This is a genomic window from Prevotella sp. (genome assembly GCF_051059605.1).
Taxonomy (GTDB): Bacteria; Bacteroidota; Bacteroidia; order Bacteroidales; family Bacteroidaceae; genus Prevotella.
Genome location: NZ_CP050883.1, coordinates 1,585,168 through 1,605,402 on the forward strand (window position 1 = coordinate 1,585,168; position 20,235 = coordinate 1,605,402).

The following is a 20,235-nucleotide window of genomic DNA, read 5'->3' on the forward strand; positions in this document are numbered from 1 at the left end:
AAAATCCGTACCTTTGCGTGCAATATTAACAAATAGTATTGATGGAAAGTAAATCTCCGCGACTAGGACATCTCATAGCCATAACAACCGTATTGTGTTGGGGTGGCACATTCATAAACACGAAGTTTCTGCTGCTTGGCGGACTTCAGCCACAGGAAATTTTTGTAATTCGCTTTTTACTTGCCTATATAAGCATCTGGTTTATATCACCACATCGACTTATGTGCGACAACTGGAAAGACGAGGCTTTAATGCTGCTGCTTGGTATATCCGGAGGTTCTATGTATTTCCTCTCTGAGAATATGGCTGTAGGCATTACCTATGTCAACAACGTGGCTTTCATCGTCTGCACCGCACCACTTCTCACTACGTGTATTGCCATAGCAATGGTAAAGAGCGTAAAGGCTTCCCCTAAACTCATCATCGGTTCACTAATTGCATTAATGGGTGTTGGTGTTGTCATTTTCAATGGTCATTTCGTCCTTCATCTCAATCCACTTGGCGACATTCTCGCGCTCACGGCAGCATTCTGTTGGGCGATATACAGTATTTTGATGAAAAGGGCATCATCAAGATATGGCTCCATTTTTATCACAAGAAAGGTGTTTTTCTATGGTCTGCTAACAATTATGCCGGTATTTATCTTCAAGCCATGGCAGTTCCCATTATCAGGCTTTGCAAGACCAGAGATATGGATAAATCTATTGTTTTTAGGTTTCATCGCTTCCTTTGTCTGTTTCATGCTCTGGAGTTGGGCTATCGGACAGATAGGCGCAATGAAGACATCCAACTACGTGTATCTTAATCCTATCACAACCGTTGTTGTCAGTGCCCTGTTCCTTAACGAGCCAATGACAACTATTGCATATCTAGGCAGCGCCCTGATTCTCACAGGCGTATATATAGCCAACAAAGCCAAAGGCATATAAACATGATTGGGATTATTCTCCCGCAGATTCACGCAGATCGTTTTCTTCCTGTAATTTCTCTGCGTGAAGATACACTAGGTTACATTTCACTCTTCACAAGCAGATTTTAGTTTTTCTATCCAAGCATTGAATCTTGGACATTTATCCATAATTTGCTTAAACCCTACTTCCAAAGCTATAATATTACCTTCTATCACTTTATCATAATCATCTTTGATAGCCAGCAAACGCTTTGATGGAGCTTTTTGTGGACTAGAATTTATATCTTCAGGATTTGGATATTCATCTATTATCTTTTGTGTTTTCTTCTGTTCATCATCTGAAAAATATGCTTCAAATCCTTTATTCGAAGAATAGAGCAGTGATTCAAATTCGTGAAGCTGAATGTAAGGAATAAAGCGAGAGTCTTTTATATCGTCGCCAATACATTTTTCCATTTCATCCACTTTTGATTTATGATCAGCTATCTTTTCATAACGTTCTTTTTGAGGCAATTCAGGACATCTAAAGAAATCAACTAACATTGAGACTATAATATCATTTTTTGATGATGATAATAATTTCAACGCATCATTTTTTAGGTGTTCGTAATTTACGAAACCTCCACGCCCATTTTTGCTAGTATGTATAAGAATAGGTTCAACAGAATAAATTCCAAATCTCAACAAGTAAGGAGCTATAAGTGTCTTGACAAATTCTTGTTCAGTTTGACCTTCAACGATGATAAAGAGTCTTTTCATGGTTGACCTCCTATCACATTTTTCTCCCATATCTCTCCAAGACTATACTCCCCTATCCATGCAGATAAATCATCAGATGACAACCTATTGAATTCTGTTTGATTATCTTTTCTATCAACAACTAAAATGTCTTCGGCTTCAAAACAATCTACAAGATTTACAGACTGAGTCGCTACAATTAGCTGTGTCTTCTTTGAAGCTTTTTTCATTAGAGCTGCCAACTTATTGATAGCTGAAGGATGAAGACCAAGCTCTGGTTCATCTATAATAATCGTATCCGGCAAATATGGTTGCAGTAATACAGTTGCCAATGCAATAAAACGGATTGTTCCATCAGAAAAACTTTGAGCATCTAAATACATATCAGAGTTAAATTCTTCCCACTCTAGTTTTATACGATCTGGAGTTATACGATTGGGTTGAAGTTTAAAGCCTTTAAAGTATGGAGCAATAGACCGAACTACACCTTCAATCAATTTCAATGATTTTGGTTCTGTTTCTTGAAGTCTGTACAAAAAAGCTGCCAGATTTGATCCATCATGTTTTAATCTCTCATTATCATCAACAGGACAGTCACGCCTCATAGGAGAGTTTTTGCTAGAATCATGGAAATGATAAACAATTAAGTTCTTAATATATGATTTCAAAAATGCTGCTCTAGAATTATTTGCTTGCATAATGCCAGACTCTTCTACAGCTTTATCATAAAGCTGCTTATGCCATTTTGAATAAGCCTTTATATTATCCAGAATTCCATTGAAATAATCTCCAGATTCTTCTATAAAGGCCTTATTATCTGTTGTTGGATTTAATTTAAAGAAAAAAGCATTTTTATTATTAAAATCAATAGTTCCCTTTATATATTTTGACTTTTTTGATCCTTCATAGAGAAATCTTTCAATGCCTCCGTTACTTAAAATATAATTACCCAAATTCTGATCCAGCATATTTTTTACTAGGTCAAAAAATGAGATAAAATTACTTTTTCCAACTCCGTTAGAGCCAATCAGCACATTAAGACTCTTCATAGGAATCTTTGCAGAACAGATTGATTTGTAGTTTTCGATAATAATTTGCTCTATCATATTAAGTTCTTATATTTCTTCAGTTATCAGTAACTCCAATTTCTTGCATACTGATGGTTATTCATACTTATTGTGACATCCCTGAAATGAAATGCATTCAAGAAGCACAATGTCATTAATTGTCTTACGATTAGGATATGTAACTATGTATTTTTCGATATGAAAATCCAGCATATTAATACTTGATGTTTTATATGTTAACACAGTTCATTTATTTTACCCCATGTAAATAATGGCATCTTATTAAGTTACAAATATAGTGATTTTTAAGATAACTACTATACTCTTTTCTCAAAAAACTTCATTTCGTGGTATTAATAAATGAATTTTATAATTATAAGAAGCATTTTCTCTGCGGGATCTGCGTTATCTGCGAGAGAATAGGCCCTTAACTCAAATGCACGCTGTTGCATTCAATCTAGGGGAAACTATAAAAACATAAAAGGGATGTGCGTTAGCACATCCCTCTGTTGTTATCCTGCAATCCATACCGTGCAGCTAAGTAGCGCTGTGAGCGCTGCGATTAACCATATTAAGTTGGTTATGATTTTAATTAAGTCGTTGAAATCACGATAGCTCATTCGGCTATTCCTGTGTTTCGTTCTGTTGCGTTCCTAGCAACCCTAGAAGACTTGAAGCGATAGCGATTACTATCTTGATTATCCATGAAATGTTTACTTTGTTCTTATCCATCTTTTTTTGTTTTTAAGTTGTTGTTTGTTTACTTGTGTGATTTAAACGGTCATCCTCACGTGATTTCTTCATATTTTGATTCTTACAATTTAGAGTTAAGTATAAACGGGCGTCCTCAAAGGAATTTCTTGCTGGCTTTTCTTGGCACCTTTAGGTGCGTTTCGTGATAGCTTTTCCGAAATTACGTGAGCAATAAAGGCCGTTTTTCCTTGGTTTCTGCATTTCTTTTCCGCGAGAAACGCGTGAACGGCCGTTATTGTAGTTTCCATTAATTTATCACACATAAGTTCCTTTCCGTGAGAACGGCGTCTAATCTTACACTAAACTTATTTTCGCTGTGAAAACGAGTTTAAAGCAATGTCCCCCTGTGCGCATCAGGGGGAGCAATGTTTATGGTTGAACGACTCCGCCGTTTGGATCACCTGCAGCTGATGCAGTTTTGATTTTGGTGTACTCGGCGTACTCCTTCATCTTCGTACCAGTTACCAATGCCTTGGTACGTGTCTTTGAACCTGCGTCTACATGTGCTTCCGGAGTGAAGCGGATGTTGACTTTCTTGATGTTCTTGGCTGCGGAGAACTCCTTGATACTTTCTGCGCCTACACTTTTCAGTGTGAGCTTGAATGAGCCTAGTCCTGCGATCTTTACGATCTTTGAGTCCTGAAGTTCGGCTGTCATCACCTCTGCGAGTTCTGTGAGTACCGCTAGTACATCACTCTTTTTAACTGTACAGTTTGCCTGAATCTTGTCAGCCATGCCAGCAAGTTCAGTTGTTCCTAGATAAACGGCACGAGCGTAAAACTTGTTATAGGTTTTCAGATTCTTTTTGTTCTTGTTCATGTAAACTTTGTAATTCAGCATGTTTCTTTTTCCTTTCTTTTTAAATTGTTTTTTACTGTTTGAGACTTGCTGAAAGCATCATATATGTGCACCTATAATGTTCCTCCTTTCATTAAGCCCAGTCACCTGATTTTCAAATGACGATGCAAAGATACTGCGATATTTCCATGCTTGCAATGAAATACTCGTTGGCGTGTTAGCCAAAGTGCATTGCCCTATGTTTCACCTTATTACAGGTATTCATACACGCACGTACATAGGGTTTTCAAAAATACTAGCGTCTAAGCGTCTAGTCATTGATTATCAGCATACTACTTCTGAAATACTCATGAATCAAGTGGCATCATCGTGTCATTTGTAGCGATGTCATATCGGCGAGACTTTCCCCTTGTCAGCTTAAACTTGTTTCTCATCAGAATATGTCCTACACGCATGATGTTGCTGTTGTTGATGCTGATGTTACGATACTTCGTTTTCATTTTCTGCACAATCTCCGTTGCCGTGAGACGCATCGCCTTCTCTTCTTTCGCAGGACGATGAAACATCTCAAAGAAGATATCGTCCATGCAGTCAATCTGTAGGAAGTCGGCATTAGCAAGCTGAATCTGATGTTCAGCCTCGTTGTCGAAATATGTTCTCGCTCCCGATTTTATTTCCTCTACTGCCTGAGCATACATCTGTTCATAGTTCACTGCCGTACTTGTGTCTATGCGTTCTTTCACCCTGATACACATGTATCGGCGTGAACCGGTATAATCTATCAACGGCTGAGGGTTATTGGTCGTACCGATGAAAGCTGCATATCGCTTGTGCTGCTGCGTGATGCTTTCATATAGATTTCTAAACTTCACGTCCACCGTCTGCAGCATGTACTTCAGAAATGCCGTCTGACGCTTTGAAATACTGTCATATTCATCTATATTTATCAGTATAAATCTGCTCAATGCCTTTACTGCCTCGTCTTTTTTGGTGAAATCAACACGGTCTGTGTAGTAAATCTGCTGTTCGTCGGGAATGATCATCCTGCAAAAAGTTGACTTTCCGTCACCCTGTGCGCCAATAAGCATGGGCACAAGCGAGTTACCGTGCATCGTGTTTTTGTGCATCCACTGACTCACCATACCCAGAAACCATGTGTGGTAATTACCTATCCAGTCTTCGTTCTCTGTCTTCACACGACTGGCAAACTTATCTATCCTGTCCTCGCCGTCCCATTCAGGCAGATAGGTCAGCCATTCCGCTATCGGGTCGTAATCCTCAGTGAATGATGATTCTATAAATCGCTTGATATCCTTATCCCACGCATCAATGCCCTCAGCCATGGCGTTGATTGTTATCGTATTCAGAGCCTCTTTGGTTATGGGAAACCAGTTGAAGATAAAACTGTCACGCTGCATATATTCGCAGTCTCCAGTTATGATGTTTTTACGAAAGGCATATCTCACGGCAAGAAACGTGCGCAGGCGCTCTAGCTCTATCGTCGCCTTGGGTATAGCGCTATCAGACTTCGGTGCACTTGTATCATAGATATTGCGGAAGCAGTTGCGCACGATATAATCAAAGTTGCAGTATGGCGCGTGAATCATCAGTCTCTTGATGCAGAACTCCTCCTCCAAGCCATTGCGCTGACAGTCTTTTGCCAGTTCCGTCACGATCTCGTCCATATCCATGTCGGCAGCATTGTTGATGATATTCAAAAAGATACTCTGAAACTTCGCCATTGCCATGTGCTGTCGTTCATATCCGGGGATGATGCCAGTCTCTCGGCTTGCCTTATAGCTCGTCTTGTTCATACGGAAGTGCAGTTCCTTTTTTATCTTCTTCTCAATACCCTCATGTGGCTGCTGAATAGTCATCGCAAGAGGTTTGGCATTAAGAAACACGAGTTCGTCCACCGACATACGGCAGCATGCGCCAGCCTTGGGAACTATTCTCTGGCATTTTGTCCCAAGTTCTGCCTCATAGAATTTTGCACATGTAAAATAGGCATGTTGATGAAAGTAGTCAACATCCCTCTCCGACTCCGGCAATGTTCCGTCTGGCAGCGTGAAGGGAACGACGACTTTCAGCGACTTTGCTGAAGCGCCCACAAAGCACATCAGCGTTTGAGGCAGTCCCTCAGCAAGAAAACGGATATTGTTTATCCAACCGTCATGCGCCTTGAACGTAAGCAGTACATAACCCGTGTATTTTTCGCCCATACCAAACTGTATCTGTGGCAGCGCAGCCGTTTCCTCCAGTTTCATGCCTGCAATATTCGGGTATGAGTTGAGTGCATATCGCAGTTTGTTGCACTGCTTTTGGTATTTTTCACCTCGAATCATGACAAACAGTTCGTCAAGACTCGTCAACTTCTGTTTGATTTCTTTTTTTGTCTTATACAAGACCTTGATTTTAGCTATATTCATCTTGTTTTATCGTTTTTATTATTGTAAATCCCGTTCTACGAAGCAATGTCTTTGTTTCTACGACATAAAGTTTGCATTACATCGACATAAAGTTTGCGTTATATCGTGCAGAAGTTTGCGTTTGATCGTAGAAACGTTGTTTCTGCCGACACTTCACCGACACCTTACCGACACTTAAATTACACCTAAGTTATTGATAGTCAGCAAATAGACACTTCGACACTTGTTTTTTGAAAAGTCTATGTATCGTTTTCCAGTTCTCTGAGTATGCGCCTTATCCTTGATGGTTTGATGTAGTATTCGTATTTACATTGGTTGCATACTTGCCGATAGGTTCCAGACTTCATGCGTTCTAACTTCTGTTTAGGAAGTTCCCTTCCGCATTTCTGGCATCTGATTGTTTCGGGGAGCGTTCCCCGATTGATAAATTTGACATAATCGTTGTTTGTTTTAATTGTTAATATTCATATTTGTTGCTTTCCCGCAGATTCTTTATTCTTTCATTTTTCTTTCCTTGCTCTTCCCTTATGTGTTTTAACGGCCGATTTTCTCGCAGATTACGCTGATTCACGCAGACAAAAGACAGGTTGGTCAAATGGATCTGCTAAAGCAGATGCCGCTGATCTCGCTGACAAAGACAGATATCATATAATGGAGATACTACTGTTCATGCTGTTTGCTGTTTCTCTGCGACCTCTGCGTTATCTGCGAGAGAATAACATGCAAGAGGACTCAATCTATCTGTGAGATACGCTTGCTCTCTCCCTTGCTCTTTCCTTGCCCTTCCCTTATCTGTTTAAACGGCCGTTCACGCGTTTCTCGCGGAAATAAAGGAAACTAAGGAAATTCGCTTGAGTTTATTGCTCACGTATTTTCGAAACAACTATCATGAAACCGCATCTAAAGATGCCACGAAAAAACTACAGAAAAACTGCGTGAGTTGATTGACAGGGTTATTACTTGCATGAAAAAAGAAACAAACAAGTAAGGTGATTATGTGGATGACTTCTCAAGCGAATTTCTTGTCTTTTTTCGGTACACCGTTAGGTGTGTTTTCTTGCGAGCTAATAAAGCTCAGTGATTAATATTGGGCCGTTTTTCTTTTGTTTCTGCATTTTATTTCCGCGAGAAACGCGTGAACGGCCGTTATTGTTGTTTTCTATTACATAGCTTCTTTACTTTACATGTATGAACCCCAATTTCTCTCGCAGATCTCGCTGATTACGCAGATAAAACCACAAAACTACACCAATAACTAACTGTCTTTGTCTGCGGAATAATGCAGCCTGCTGCATTCATCTGTGTTATCTGCGGGAGACAATGTAGTTCGTGCTGTTGGCCGTTTATCTGCGAGAATCTGCGTAATCTGCGAGAGAATAATCACGCAAGAGGACTCAATCTATTGTCAAAGAAGAAACCCCAATGTCTCTCGCAGATCTCGCTGATTACGCAGATAAAACCACAAAACAACATTAACTACACTAACTGTCTTTCTCTGCGAAATAATGCAGCTTGCTGCATTCATCTGCGAGATCTGCGTTATCTGCGAGAGACAATGCCGTTCACGTTGACACATTACTCTGCGGGAAAATAGATACTGCAGCTATATCTACAAGAGACTCTGCGGGAGAACCAACTAGAACGGACATTCAGGCAGAGTAACTGGATTGAAATCAATCTCCTGCGATGTGGCTTCATGCTTCGTCCAGTCGCTCTCATCCTCGCTGATGGGACTATACGTCTTGTCGAAGTTCTGATTACAGCCTGCGTACCGCATGGTGTCCGTGGAATACTTCAGCGCAACAGTGCCCGTCTTTCCAATCTCATTCCAACGGCATTTGATGCAGTTCCAGTACGTAACCTCCTTCAGTGGATCCTCGTCCTTCTTGCGGTCCAGCCAGAACACGTAATCACTCTTGTTTCCGAAGTCACTACTACCAAAGATGTCGTTGATGGTGAGCTTCGTCTTGTCGTCAAACTTGCGGGGATGGTGCATCATGAACACGGGCACTTTATACTGATGAGCGAACTGCACTATCTTCATCAGCAGCATCGTGTACTTCATCGTGTCCGTGATACCTGTCTGCTCAGGTAGTTGAATCCAGTTGAATGGGTCTATAATCAGCATGTCGCACAGTCCCTGGTAATACTCCTGCTGCGCTATGTGCAGAATGCCGTCGATGTCGTTGGTCACGTTTGCGTCAATCTCACGGATATACTCCCTACAGATGTCCTTTGCCCGCTGATAGGCTGGCTCAATCAACTTACCCTTGCTGAACTCCCTGCCCGTCATCACGTTGATCATCTCAGAGTAGTGGCGAGCCGTAGGATATTTCTCAGGACTGTAAACGAGGATGTGCGTGCCGTAAAGATGCACCATACTCATCATGATGAAGTTCATCATAGTTGACTTTCCACTGCCCGGAGCGGCAAAACCAAGATAGATCAGTCCGTCCTCAATCCTGAAGATGTTGTTCAGCTTCGCCACGTGCAGGTCCTTCGCCTTTGGCAGTCCGTTCTCGTAAAGGTCATCAAGCTGTGACTCCACGCTGTCGAGTTCCACAAGTCCCGCAACGTTCATCTTCTTTGCGTGCTCAATGCACCATACCACGGCATCCCTGCCTTTTTCCATGAGCATCTGGTTGGCATCCTTGGCACAGTGCATGTTGTCCTCGCCCTCGTCATCCTTCCATCTGTAAGTCCAGTCAACGCATTTCATCCGTGACTCCCCGAAGTAGGCTGCAACCTTGTTGCGTGCCTCAATACCAGGTTCATCCGTATCTCCCGCATAGATAATCGTTGCACCGCTGAAATAGTCCTTGTACTTGTCGAAACATCGCAGGTCGCTCTGTGCACCGTTGGGCAGACTCACCACCGCCTCGTAGCCACATTCGGTGCAGGCTGCCGTGTCCATCATGCCCTCCGTGATGAGTATCTGCGACGCACCTATGGCACTGTTGACGTTGTAGGGAATCTTCTCGCATCCCTGTTCAAAGAAAAACTTCTTTTCAGTTTTTGATGCCAGCTTAAACTGTACGTCAACGGTGTTGCTGCCGTCGATGAACGGAAATCCGATATATTCCTCTTTCGTCGCTCCGTGCTCAATCACCCTTGTTTTGATACCAAGTTTATGCGCCGTCTCCGTGCTGATGCATCTGTATTTGAGATACTCCATCGTCTTTGTACCGAAGTTGGGCATGAAATAGTCAGCCGTTGGCAGGTTGTATTTCTTTTTGGCATACCGCTTTTCCTGTCCCTCCTTCCAAGTCTTGAAATGGCTTTCAAGCAGAAACACCGTTCCGCATCTGAAGCAGTGTCCCCAACCAGTGTCAAGGTCAATACTCACGCAGTCGGAATTGGGCTTATTGCCCTCATGGCTGCTGCATTCAGGACACTTGCATCTTATCTTTCCACTTGTCTTTGCGCTTGTTGAGCGTGATATCTGTAAATCCTCCTTTGCTACAACCTTGTGACCGTAGCCGTCATCATACGTCTGTGCCATGTCATTTCATGTTATGAATTCGGCGATACTCGTCATAATACTTAGACCGTGCAGCCATTTCGGGGTCCATCCTGAAATCACCAACTGGAATGAATTCAAGTTTTATCCAGCTCCATATCGTGTTTGGATCAATTTGCCGTGGAGCATCAGGCGGTATAATCTGGTGGTGTGAATCATATCGTCTGCCATTTTCCTTGTAGTCGTAATAATCGTCCTCGCAGCATTCCATGGCGGTCTTCCTTACCATTTCGTCGTATTTGTATTGCTTGTAGTATTCATCAAACGCCTCCCTTGTCTTGCGTCCCTGCTGCAGCAGATTACAGAAATACCACCTTGCGTTTTCATCCGTGTCAAAGGTCTTGCCCTTTGCCTTACACTGCATGCCGAACCACTCAATACAGGCATCGGCAACAGTCTTGTCGGTAAGGTCCAGAGCCGTGACACCCGAAATGGACTTCACCCAGTCGGCGTCAGCAAATGATTTTTTGATAGAATCAGAAGAAGAACGAACGTTTGCGTTTACGTCGTCGCTTTTAATATTCGTAGTCGTAGACGAAGAATATTTTTTATCTTTATCTATATTTTCTTTATCTATATCTTCGCGCGGTTGCGCATGCGTGTACGTATTATGCTTATTGCCGTTTCGTTGATTTCGAATTGATTCATGATTCAATCTAGATTCATTTTGAATTGATTTATGATTCAATTTAGAATCATTTTCAATTGGATTTGAATTCAATTCATTTGCATCTTTTTTTGAAGTTTTGCGCTTTGAATTTGAACCGTGTTTGGGTTCAGGTTCATCTTCTGAAGAAGAATTAACGGTGAAATCAATATTCAATGTTTGGCAGAGTTCCTGACTATAAAAGATTTTATCCTCAACAACGAACAAGCCGTAGTTGTTGATGATATTGCGAATATAACTTGAAGACTTGTGAGCTTCTGCTGATAAAGAGCGCAAACTGCTTTTATTGTAAAGTCCCACACAGTTGTCGCACTTAGTGAGATAAATTAATATCATCATGTAAGTGCCGAAGCCAGTACTGCCTTCTTCATTGAGTAAATCTGCCATTTCGGGCATTGAGGTGATGTTACGGCGCACTTTAAGGAAAGGCGAATTCTTAGTTTGTTTAGATGTATAACTCATGATTCTTGTTTAGTGGGTGTTTATTTGTAGATATTGGTGTCTGTTTGCGTGTCGGTCGGTGTGGCTCACGTGCAGCCAATGGGCTGTGGGTGAAGACTCTACGATTAGCTGGTCATAGTCAGCATAGGCTTTAAACAACGGCACGAGTTGAGCCAGTTCTATTTTCCAGCAATCAGCATCCAAATGAATGTCAACGGCTTCGCCTCTTATGTGCTGACTGGTTTTCTTTCCGCCTACGAGTGCATTATATTTGCTGCTGCGATACCACGAGTTTACGATAAGCGGTCGGTTAATGCGGTTTCTCACAGGTTCCAGACACGTCTCAGCAAGTCTGCGGGCATTGTTGATGATGTTCGTATCAATTCCCTCACTACATGTTTTCACTACTTCGCCAACTAAGAAATGTTGCGAAATTCTTTTTTTCAAATTAAGATTCATTGTTATGAATTTATAGGGGTAATAAAGTTTACATTATATATGTGGTTACAATTGTGCCCCTATCCATAAAGGATAGGGGCAACACTAAACTCATCCTACAGAATAAACCAGCTAAACAAAGATTATTATACTGGTTAATGATAAATATAATTAAATCCATTGCATGAAAACTTTATTACCTTTTGTTGTGTAAAATTTTATACATGCAAAGTTAACTATATGCGTAGTTTCATACAATGTTCGCCGTAATTATTTGAAAATCAACTAAAAATGTTAATGCGCAATACGTTGAAATTCAATGTATTGCGCATTAGTTGCCATTAATCATTTAACACTTATGGCGATTATAGGCGATTATAAGCGATTATTAATCGCCATTTTTGAGCTTTAAAATACCTCTTTTATAACTTTCAACAGTGTTTTCTGGTTAAGACTATGTCCGTTATAAAGAAAGTCATTCATCATAATCATTGCGAGTTTGCGTCTTTCGTAGATATCGCTATCTAATTTCGCTATTTGCATAGCAGTGATGTTCGACTTATAGAAAGTAAGAAATCCTTTCAGAAATCTCGTTCGGATATTTATTCTGTGCCTCACTCCGTCATACATTATTGATAAAGAGTCTGACATAACAAACAGTTCCACATTTGCCTTCATACTACTCATGTCTTTTCCATGTGGCAACATATTATTCCATAAATAATTGAAAATATATTTGGATTCATCGTACTTACTATTAATCTTTATATCATGGTTGTCAATACTTTCATCTATGATTTTATTTAAACTTACTTTCATTTGATAGTTTTTTAAAGTTTTTTTTTCAGTGACTTACCAAATCAAAAACTGGTATCAGGCTTGTGTTCATGTAAAGGGACATAGATTATTGTTAAATCATGGACTCACCCCGTCTAATTGCATAGTGTTCCGACACGACATTTTGTCATGGCATGAGACTGCATACATCGCCACATTAAACTTATTGAGCCGTTCAGACATGAGGCGGGCATACTGGTTCCCATACAGATATTAGTTATCTGTAGCACAAAGATATAAAAACATATTTAAATAGCAAAATATTAAACAATATTTTTTTGAAGTTTTTTAAGACATGTAAAATTTTATTGTATAATAAAACTAAGAAACCATAATAACAATGCTTTACCATAGGCTTGTTAGTTAAGTACAAATATCTATAGTTAAAGTACAAATATCTATAGTTAAAGTACAAATATCTGTATTTAAAGTACAAACAATCTGTTATAAAAGTACAAATGTCTGTTATTAGCTACAGATAATCTGTACTAAAAGTACAACAATATTAATGAATTTCATTATAAAATCTAATGAAATTCATTTATTATTTAACGCTTAGAAGCATAAATTTCATAATAAAAAGTACAAATATTAATGAATTTCATTAATTGCAATATAAGACACTGTAAGGATATTTTAAAATAACAAAACGGTTTACTCACTCATGAGCCTCGTTGATTCACGCAGATTTTTTTTCGACATATTATCTACAGGAACAGCAGGAGCTTTCTAATGAAAAGAACATTGTTGTGGCGAAGTTAAAAGCATATCTATGTATTATTATCAAAGAGAAACAAATGGTTTTCTTTCACTAGTATTGAGTCGAAATTGAGTATTTTGTTCTGTTTAATGTTAAATATTTGTTTAAATTATCACATTCAAAGTTTATTTATTCCTTAAATAGCATAAAATTAACTACTTTTGAAGTATTAAATACAAAATTAAGTCTTAGCCGACAGAGATAAATTACAGATGTGGTTATCAAAGAAACTTGATAAGAGTTTCAGTACCATGAGTATTTATGCTTGTAATGAACTCCAGCATAGTCTTGATGCATTGTCAAAATAGAAGAAATATTGTCTTTCGATATGAAAGACCTTGTTACAGATAAAGATAAATGAATATAGGCAAGAGAATTAATGAAGGTTGATATTACTTCTTATCAAGCCAAATATTTGGCAAATACTTTAACTCGCCGACTACCAGCTAATGATACGGCAAAGTTAACAGCTACCTTACAAGATGCGCGCGTTGATTTAACGCCCCATCAGATCGAGGCAGCTCTTTTTGCGTTTAAGTCACCCTTATCTAAGGGTGCTATATTAGCTGATGAAGTAGGATTAGGCAAGACTATAGAAGCTGGTATCATTCTTTCTCAGCATTGGGCTGAACACCATCGCCATTTATTGGTAATATGTCCTGCCAATTTGAGAATGCAATGGTGCGAAGAATTGCAAGATAAATTCTTCCTTTCAGCAATATTGCTTGAAAGTAAAAGCTTTAATTCTATTGTTGAAGAAGGCCATTTTAATCCCTTTGATCAAGATAAAATCGTAATTTGTTCTTATCAGTTTGCTAAAGCCAAAGCGGCTTATTTGAAACGAACTGACTGGGACTTGGTTGTTATTGATGAAGCACATCGGCTTCGCAATGTCTATAAGCCAACCAATAAAATTTCTAATATAATAAAAGATGCGCTAGAAAGTCGTAAGAAAATTCTTATGACTGCTACTCCTTTGCAGAACTCAATATTAGAAATGTATGGCTTAGTCTCTATTATAGACAGTTACGTGTTTGGTGATTTGAAGAGTTTTAAAGAACAGTTCAACAAGACTCTTGATGAAAGTGCTTATATGGTGCTTCGCAATCGACTTAAACCAGTTTGCAAGCGAACATTACGTAGACAAGTATTAGAATATATCCGCTATACAAAGCGAATTGCCATCCTCGAAGAGTTCTTCCCATCAAAAGATGAACAGGCTCTTTATGAATTAGTTTCTGACTATCTTCAGCGTCCAATACTATATGCTTTGCCAAATAGTCAACGACAACTCATGACTTTGATTCTTCGTAAATTATTGGCTTCATCTACTTATGCTATCTATGGCACATTCTGTACGTTGATAGACAGACTTCAACAGAAATTGGACAATCAAGAACACTTAATAGATCCAGCAGACTTAACATTAGATTTTGAATCCATTGCAGAAGAACAAGATGAGTGGTTTTCAGAAGAAGACTACAACGATGAGGAACTAGATGAGGAAGCACCTTTGCATCCTAATGATATTGAGGGTATAAAGAAGGAAATCAATGAACTTTGTGCGTTCCGTGACCTTGCTCTTAAAATCAAAAAGAACAGTAAGGCAGAGCATTTATTTCAAGCTCTAAAAAAGGGATTTCAACAATTGGAACAACTTGGTGCAAACCAGAAAGCTCTCATATTTACAGAATCAAGACGCACACAGGAATTCTTGTATACCCTTCTTGAAGAAAGAGGTTATAAAGGTAAGGTGGTACTGTTTAATGGAACTAACACCGATAAACAATCTACCAAAATTTATAAGGACTGGAGAAAACGTTATTCTGGTAGTGATAAGCTGACAGGTTCACCTACAGCAGACCGACGACAGGCTATTGTTGATTATTTCCGTGAGTCTGCAACTATTATGATTGCAACTGAAGCTGCTGCCGAAGGTATCAACTTGCAGTTCTGCTCATTAATTGTAAACTATGATATGCCGTGGAATCCACAACGTATAGAACAGCGCATTGGTCGTTGCCATCGCTATGGACAACAGTTTGATGTTGTGGTTATCAATTTCCTTAACAAGGCAAATGAAGCTGATATTCGTGTATATGAGATTCTTGATAAGAAGTTTCAGTTATTCAATGGTATATTTGGCACAAGTGATGAAGTTCTAGGTAGCATTGGTAATGGTGTTGACTTTGAAAAACGTATAGCTGAAATATACAACTCATGCCGTACAAAAGAAGAAATTCGCGATGCATTCGATGAATTGCAGTCTGAACTGCAATCAACAATATCAGATAATATGCTCAACGCTCGCTCAACTCTTCTAGAGAACTTTGATACAGAAGTTGCCGAGAAATTGAGAGTAGACTTGGCAAACAGTCTATCTTCATTAGATACTTTTGAGAAACAGTTGTGGATGTTTCTAAAATTCTGTCTAGATGGCAAAGCAACTTTTGATGATGAAAATAGAATATTGAAAATCCATGCAGGTAATAACTTTTCTGGCAGTTATTATTTGGCTAGCAGTAAAAATGGTAAGAAACAAGCCGCAGGTAATGATGAATCAAGAATGCTCAGAATAGGTCACCCTATGGTTCAACACATTCTTGCAGAATGTAAATCATTTGTATTACCATGTCATGAGGTGAAGTTTAATTATACCAATACTCCAGAAAAGGTTGTTTATATTGAGCAGAACCTTCTTGAAAAAAGTGGCTGGATGCACGTCGAAAAACTATCTATAGATTCTTTCGAACAAGAAGATCATTTGTTGATAAGTTGTTTTACAGATGATAATGAACATGTTCCGGTTGATATTGCTCAACGCATATTAACATTATATGCTGTTGAAGATAAAAGTGTTATTAAAATTCCAGCATCAGTTATTCATGAATATACAGAGAGTATAAATAGCCAACGTTCTGCTATCATCGAAGAGAGTAGCACGAGAAACCAAAATTTCTTTGATGAAGAAATGGATAAACTTGATGCTTGGGCTGATGATATGAAACTGAGTCTCGATCGAGAAATACGTGATCTTGATGCTGAAATTAAACTCCGCAAAGGAGAAGCCAAGAAGTCAAACAAGTTGGCTGAGAAAGTTGCTATCCAGAGAGTTGTAAAAGAGTTAGAAAATAAACGTAAGGAAAAACGTCAAAATCTTTATGATGCACAAGATGAAGTAGATAATCGCAAGGAAAAAATTATATCTAAAGTAGAAAGAATGCTTGACCAAAAGGTGGAGCAAACCGTATTGTTTAACTTTAAATGGAAAATTATATGATTAATTTGAGAAAAAAATACTGGTATGTTATACTTATCGTGTTCTTTTTACTGTTTCCCTTATTACTAAATTATTTTGTTACAAGAAATAGTGTTTTTGACTACAAAGTAGCTGGTAAGCCTAGTGATTGGATACTCTTTTGGGTAACATATTTAAGTTCTATTGCATCATTGGCGATGGTTGTGATTACTTGGTGGACTTTAAAACAAAATAAAATTCAGAATGATTCAATACTCAAACAAAATACGAACCAATTGGATGAATTGAAAAGGCAATGGAAAGAAGCCAACACAACTTACTTGTCTTGTTCATTCGTAAAGCTAAAAAATACCTGTGCAATAAGGATTATAAACTCTTCTAATATTACGGCATCTAATGTAGAGGTGGAATTAGAAAACAAATCAGAAATAAACATACCTTATTTTGATGAAACTCGAAAACTATTGTCTCAAACTAGGTTTGTTATTCCACCACACGAAAGTAAGGATATAATGTTTTATATCCGACCTTTGTCCCATAATAATTATAAAGGAGGCATTGAAGTTAAAATAACATCAGATGATAAAATCTTTGGACCATTTCTATTAGATTTTAAGGAAATAAATTTAGTGATGCAAGATAATCTTGTGCAATTAATTGATTCAATATCGCAAATTAAAAAATAACAATATGCAAAAACTTGAACTAACGTGGATTGGCAAAGACGAGCCACGTGAAAACATAGAACCAAGAATATTGATAGAGAATCCAGAATATTCATATGGCGAAGTGGAAACAGAGACACTTCCGAACGGTAAACCATGGGATGGCAATATGCTCATTCATGGTGATAACCTTTTGGCATTGAAATCATTGGAGAGTGATTATGCAGGGTGTGTAAAGTGCATATATATCGACCCACCATATAATACAGGTAATGCCTTTGAACACTATGATGATGGACTGGAACATTCTATTTGGCTGTCTTTGATGCGAGATAGATTGGAAATTTTACGTAAATTACTATCGAAAGATGGTCTCATATGGATAACATTAGATGACAATGAAGTTCATTACTGTAAAGTATTATGCGATGAAATTTTTGGCAGAAATAATTTTCTTTCTGATGTAATTTGGCAACATAGTATTCAGGGGAAGAATGATGCAAAAACCTTTTCTTTAACAGACAACCATATTTTGGTATATTCAAAAACAAGTGAATTTATAAGATATAAATTACCACGTGAAGCAAAGCATAACATTAATTATTCAAATCCTGACAATGATCCAAAAGGTGATTGGAGAAGTGGGGATGTTAGAAGCCCTAATTTACGTGAGAACCTTAAATATCCAATAATAACACCATCTGGGAAAATTATTAATCCTCCAGAAAAAGGATGGCGATGGAGTAAGGAATTACTACAACAAAAAATATCAACTGGAGAAATTTTTTTCTCATCAGATGAAAAGCGAATTATAAGAAAGATATATCTTGCAGATCAAGATGGTCGTGTACCAGATACGTTGTGGTTGGGAGAAGATAGTGGCACTACGCGCGAAGCAAATACTGAACTAAAAAAATTACATTTTGAATTCGGAACTCCAAAGCCAGAACGATTAATAGAAAGAGTTATAAATATTTCAACAAAAGAAAGCGATATCGTACTTGATTCATTTCTTGGTAGCGGAACAACCGCTGCTGTAGCACAAAAAATGGGACGAAGGTATATTGGTGTAGAAATGGGTAATCACGCATATACACATTGTGCCAAACGCCTTCAAATGGTAATAGATGGAACTGACCAAGGTGGTATAAGCAAGGCGGTAAATTGGCAAGGCGGCGGAGGCTTCAAATTCTATGAACTTGCACCAAGTCTACTTAAAGAAGATAAGCATGGTCAGTTGGTTATCAACAAAGAATATAATGCCGATATGCTTGCTGCTGCAATGGCAAAGCAAGAAGGTTTCACTTATGCACCGTCATCTGAAATATACTGGAAGCAAGGTACTAGTTCAGAGCAAGACTTCATCTATACGACAACTCAATTTTTGACAGTGGAAACGCTTGATAGAATTTATGAGGAAATGGCTGAAGAAGAATCATTATTGATATGCTGCACTGCATTCCAAAAAGAATGTAAATCAGCTCATAGCAATATCTCTATCAAGAAAATACCAAAAATGCTTTTGGGACGTTGTGAGTTTGGAAAGGACAATTATAATCTAAACATTATAAGCATTCCAGAAGTAGACAAAGATGATGAAACAGAAGAATAACAAGTAAATAACGACTTATGACAACATATAATATCTATTGTGATGAGAGTTGCCATCTTGAACATGATGGTGAGAAAGCCATGACTATTGGTGGTGTTTGGTGTCCAGAGAGTAAGAAAGATGAGATCTTTAAACGTATTAGGGAAATCAAAGTAGAGCACAACTTGTCTCCAAAGTTTGAAATTAAATGGAACAAGGTCTCACCAGGACAATTAGCTTTTTATATGGATATTGTCAATTACTTTTTTGACAATAGCGATCTTCATTTTCGTGTTATTGTTGTTCCTGATAAAAAAGAACTAAACCACGAACAGTTTCATCAAACACATGATGATTTCTATTACAAGTTGTATTTCGATATGCTGAAAACCATATTTGAACCAGGTTGTGAATATAACATATTTCTTGACATAAAAGATACACATGGTCAAAAGAAAGTAGATAAACTACATGAGGTGCTATGTAATAACAGCTATGATTTTAAATGTGAGATGATAAAGAAAGTGCAACAAGTTCGTTCACACGAAGTTGAATTGGTGGCACTTGCCGATTTATTAATTGGAGCAATCTCGTATCTTCATCGTGAGAAAGTTACAAGTGAAGCAAAACTCAAATTAATAGAACGTATTAAATTGCGAAGTGGTTACAATCTCACATCAAGCACATTGTATAGAGAATCAAAGTGTAACGTCTTTATTTGGGAAAGTTGTTATGGAAAATAAAATAAAACTTCCAGCAAAAATCTATTTAGAAGATTATGCTGGTGATTATCATAAATTTATTGATGCTGTCTATAAGGTGTTTGAAAATGATTTCATTAAGCATAAAACTAAATTTGGTTCTCATGTCTTGGAGATGAAAATCAATCCAAAGTTTCAAGAAAGGGCTTATACATTCTATCACATGACCCATGAAGGAGAAGATGAAAATAATAGAACACCCGATTTGCGAAGGTGTGAATGTATGCCATGGGCTAAACCAGTTATTGAAAATGTGCAAAACTGGAACTTGAAATTCTGGAGACAATCTCGTAATAGGTCAGAAAATAGAATCTGCATTTGGTTGGAATGCTCTGAAGAAGTAGAAGATGATTACTTTATCATATTAGAGGTCAGAGAAACTTATGTTTTGCTTTGGACTGCTTTTATGTCTAAATATTCTAATTCAATTAGAAAGAAGTTTAAGGAGTATAAAGAATGGAAAAAATCAAGTGATGGAAATGGTGTTAACACACCGGATGAACTTGTAGAAATGATACAGGATAGTATAAAAAAGCAAGGAGCGAACAAAAGTTCGCTCCCGTAACTCCTTCAACACATGGTTGCTGAGATGCTGCAAAGA

The 20,235-nt window shown here is 38.2% G+C and carries 15 protein-coding genes; 6 read left to right on the top strand and 9 right to left on the bottom strand.

Going from position 1 to position 20,235, the window contains the following annotated elements:
• The first annotated feature begins 41 nt into the window (after positions 1-41).
• Positions 42-929, top strand: coding sequence for a DMT family transporter (locus HEQ28_RS06485; protein ID WP_434504328.1), 888 nt, complete (start codon positions 42-44; stop codon positions 927-929).
• A gap of 86 nt (positions 930-1,015) precedes the next feature.
• On the opposite strand, the gene HEQ28_RS06490 is transcribed toward HEQ28_RS06485, so the two are convergent.
• The 9 genes from HEQ28_RS06490 to HEQ28_RS06530 form a co-directional block, all read right to left on the bottom strand.
• On the bottom strand, positions 1,016-1,669 hold the full coding sequence (locus tag HEQ28_RS06490; protein ID WP_434504329.1) for a DUF4276 family protein: 654 nt from the start codon (positions 1,667-1,669) through the stop codon (positions 1,016-1,018).
• Positions 1,666-2,754, bottom strand: a complete 1,089-nt coding sequence (locus tag HEQ28_RS06495; protein WP_434504330.1) for an AAA family ATPase — start codon at positions 2,752-2,754, stop codon at positions 1,666-1,668. Before HEQ28_RS06495 ends, HEQ28_RS06490 begins: the two co-directional genes overlap by 4 nt.
• Positions 2,755-3,339: 585 nt before the next feature.
• Positions 3,340-3,447, bottom strand: a complete 108-nt coding sequence (locus tag HEQ28_RS06500) for a DUF6486 family protein (protein ID WP_237072209.1) — start codon at positions 3,445-3,447, stop codon at positions 3,340-3,342.
• A 390-nt stretch (positions 3,448-3,837) separates the two neighbouring features.
• The gene (locus HEQ28_RS06505) at positions 3,838-4,308 is read right to left on the bottom strand and encodes an HU family DNA-binding protein (RefSeq protein WP_434504331.1); all 471 of its coding nucleotides are present in this window, start codon (positions 4,306-4,308) and stop codon (positions 3,838-3,840) included.
• A 305-nt stretch (positions 4,309-4,613) separates the two neighbouring features.
• On the bottom strand, positions 4,614-6,695 hold the full coding sequence (locus HEQ28_RS06510) for a VapE domain-containing protein (protein ID WP_434504332.1): 2,082 nt from the start codon (positions 6,693-6,695) through the stop codon (positions 4,614-4,616).
• 1,636 nt (positions 6,696-8,331) lie between these two features.
• Complete coding sequence (locus HEQ28_RS06515; protein WP_434504333.1) at positions 8,332-10,197, bottom strand: bifunctional DNA primase/helicase; 1,866 nt, start codon at positions 10,195-10,197, stop codon at positions 8,332-8,334.
• Position 10,198: 1 nt separating this feature from the next.
• Complete coding sequence (locus HEQ28_RS06520; protein WP_434504334.1) at positions 10,199-11,344, bottom strand: Lin1244/Lin1753 domain-containing protein; 1,146 nt, start codon at positions 11,342-11,344, stop codon at positions 10,199-10,201.
• Positions 11,345-11,353: 9 nt separating this feature from the next.
• Entirely contained in the window at positions 11,354-11,770 is a 417-nt protein-coding gene (locus tag HEQ28_RS06525) for a D-Ala-D-Ala carboxypeptidase family metallohydrolase (protein WP_434504335.1), read from the bottom strand.
• A 399-nt stretch (positions 11,771-12,169) separates the two neighbouring features.
• Complete coding sequence (locus HEQ28_RS06530; protein WP_434504336.1) at positions 12,170-12,580, bottom strand: hypothetical protein; 411 nt, start codon at positions 12,578-12,580, stop codon at positions 12,170-12,172.
• A gap of 1,193 nt (positions 12,581-13,773) precedes the next feature.
• On the opposite strand from HEQ28_RS06530, the gene HEQ28_RS06535 reads away from it, so the two are divergent.
• Genes HEQ28_RS06535 through HEQ28_RS06555 form a run of 5 tightly spaced genes read left to right on the top strand, consistent with a single transcriptional unit; the run spans position 13,774 to position 20,199 of the window.
• Positions 13,774-16,638, top strand: coding sequence for an SNF2-related protein (locus tag HEQ28_RS06535; RefSeq protein ID WP_434504337.1), 2,865 nt, complete (start codon positions 13,774-13,776; stop codon positions 16,636-16,638).
• Positions 16,635-17,303 (top strand): hypothetical protein, encoded by a 669-nt coding sequence (locus tag HEQ28_RS06540; protein ID WP_434504338.1) that lies wholly within the window; start codon positions 16,635-16,637, stop codon positions 17,301-17,303. Before HEQ28_RS06535 ends, HEQ28_RS06540 begins: the two co-directional genes overlap by 4 nt.
• 4 nt (positions 17,304-17,307) lie before the next feature.
• Entirely contained in the window at positions 17,308-18,894 is a 1,587-nt protein-coding gene (locus tag HEQ28_RS06545; protein ID WP_434504339.1) for a site-specific DNA-methyltransferase, read from the top strand.
• 17 nt (positions 18,895-18,911) lie between these two features.
• On the top strand, positions 18,912-19,616 hold the full coding sequence (locus HEQ28_RS06550) for a DUF3800 domain-containing protein (RefSeq protein ID WP_434504340.1): 705 nt from the start codon (positions 18,912-18,914) through the stop codon (positions 19,614-19,616).
• On the top strand, positions 19,606-20,199 hold the full coding sequence (locus HEQ28_RS06555) for a hypothetical protein (RefSeq protein WP_434504341.1): 594 nt from the start codon (positions 19,606-19,608) through the stop codon (positions 20,197-20,199). The genes HEQ28_RS06550 and HEQ28_RS06555 overlap by 11 nt, the downstream gene beginning before the upstream one ends.
• Positions 20,200-20,235: the final 36 nt, after the last annotated feature.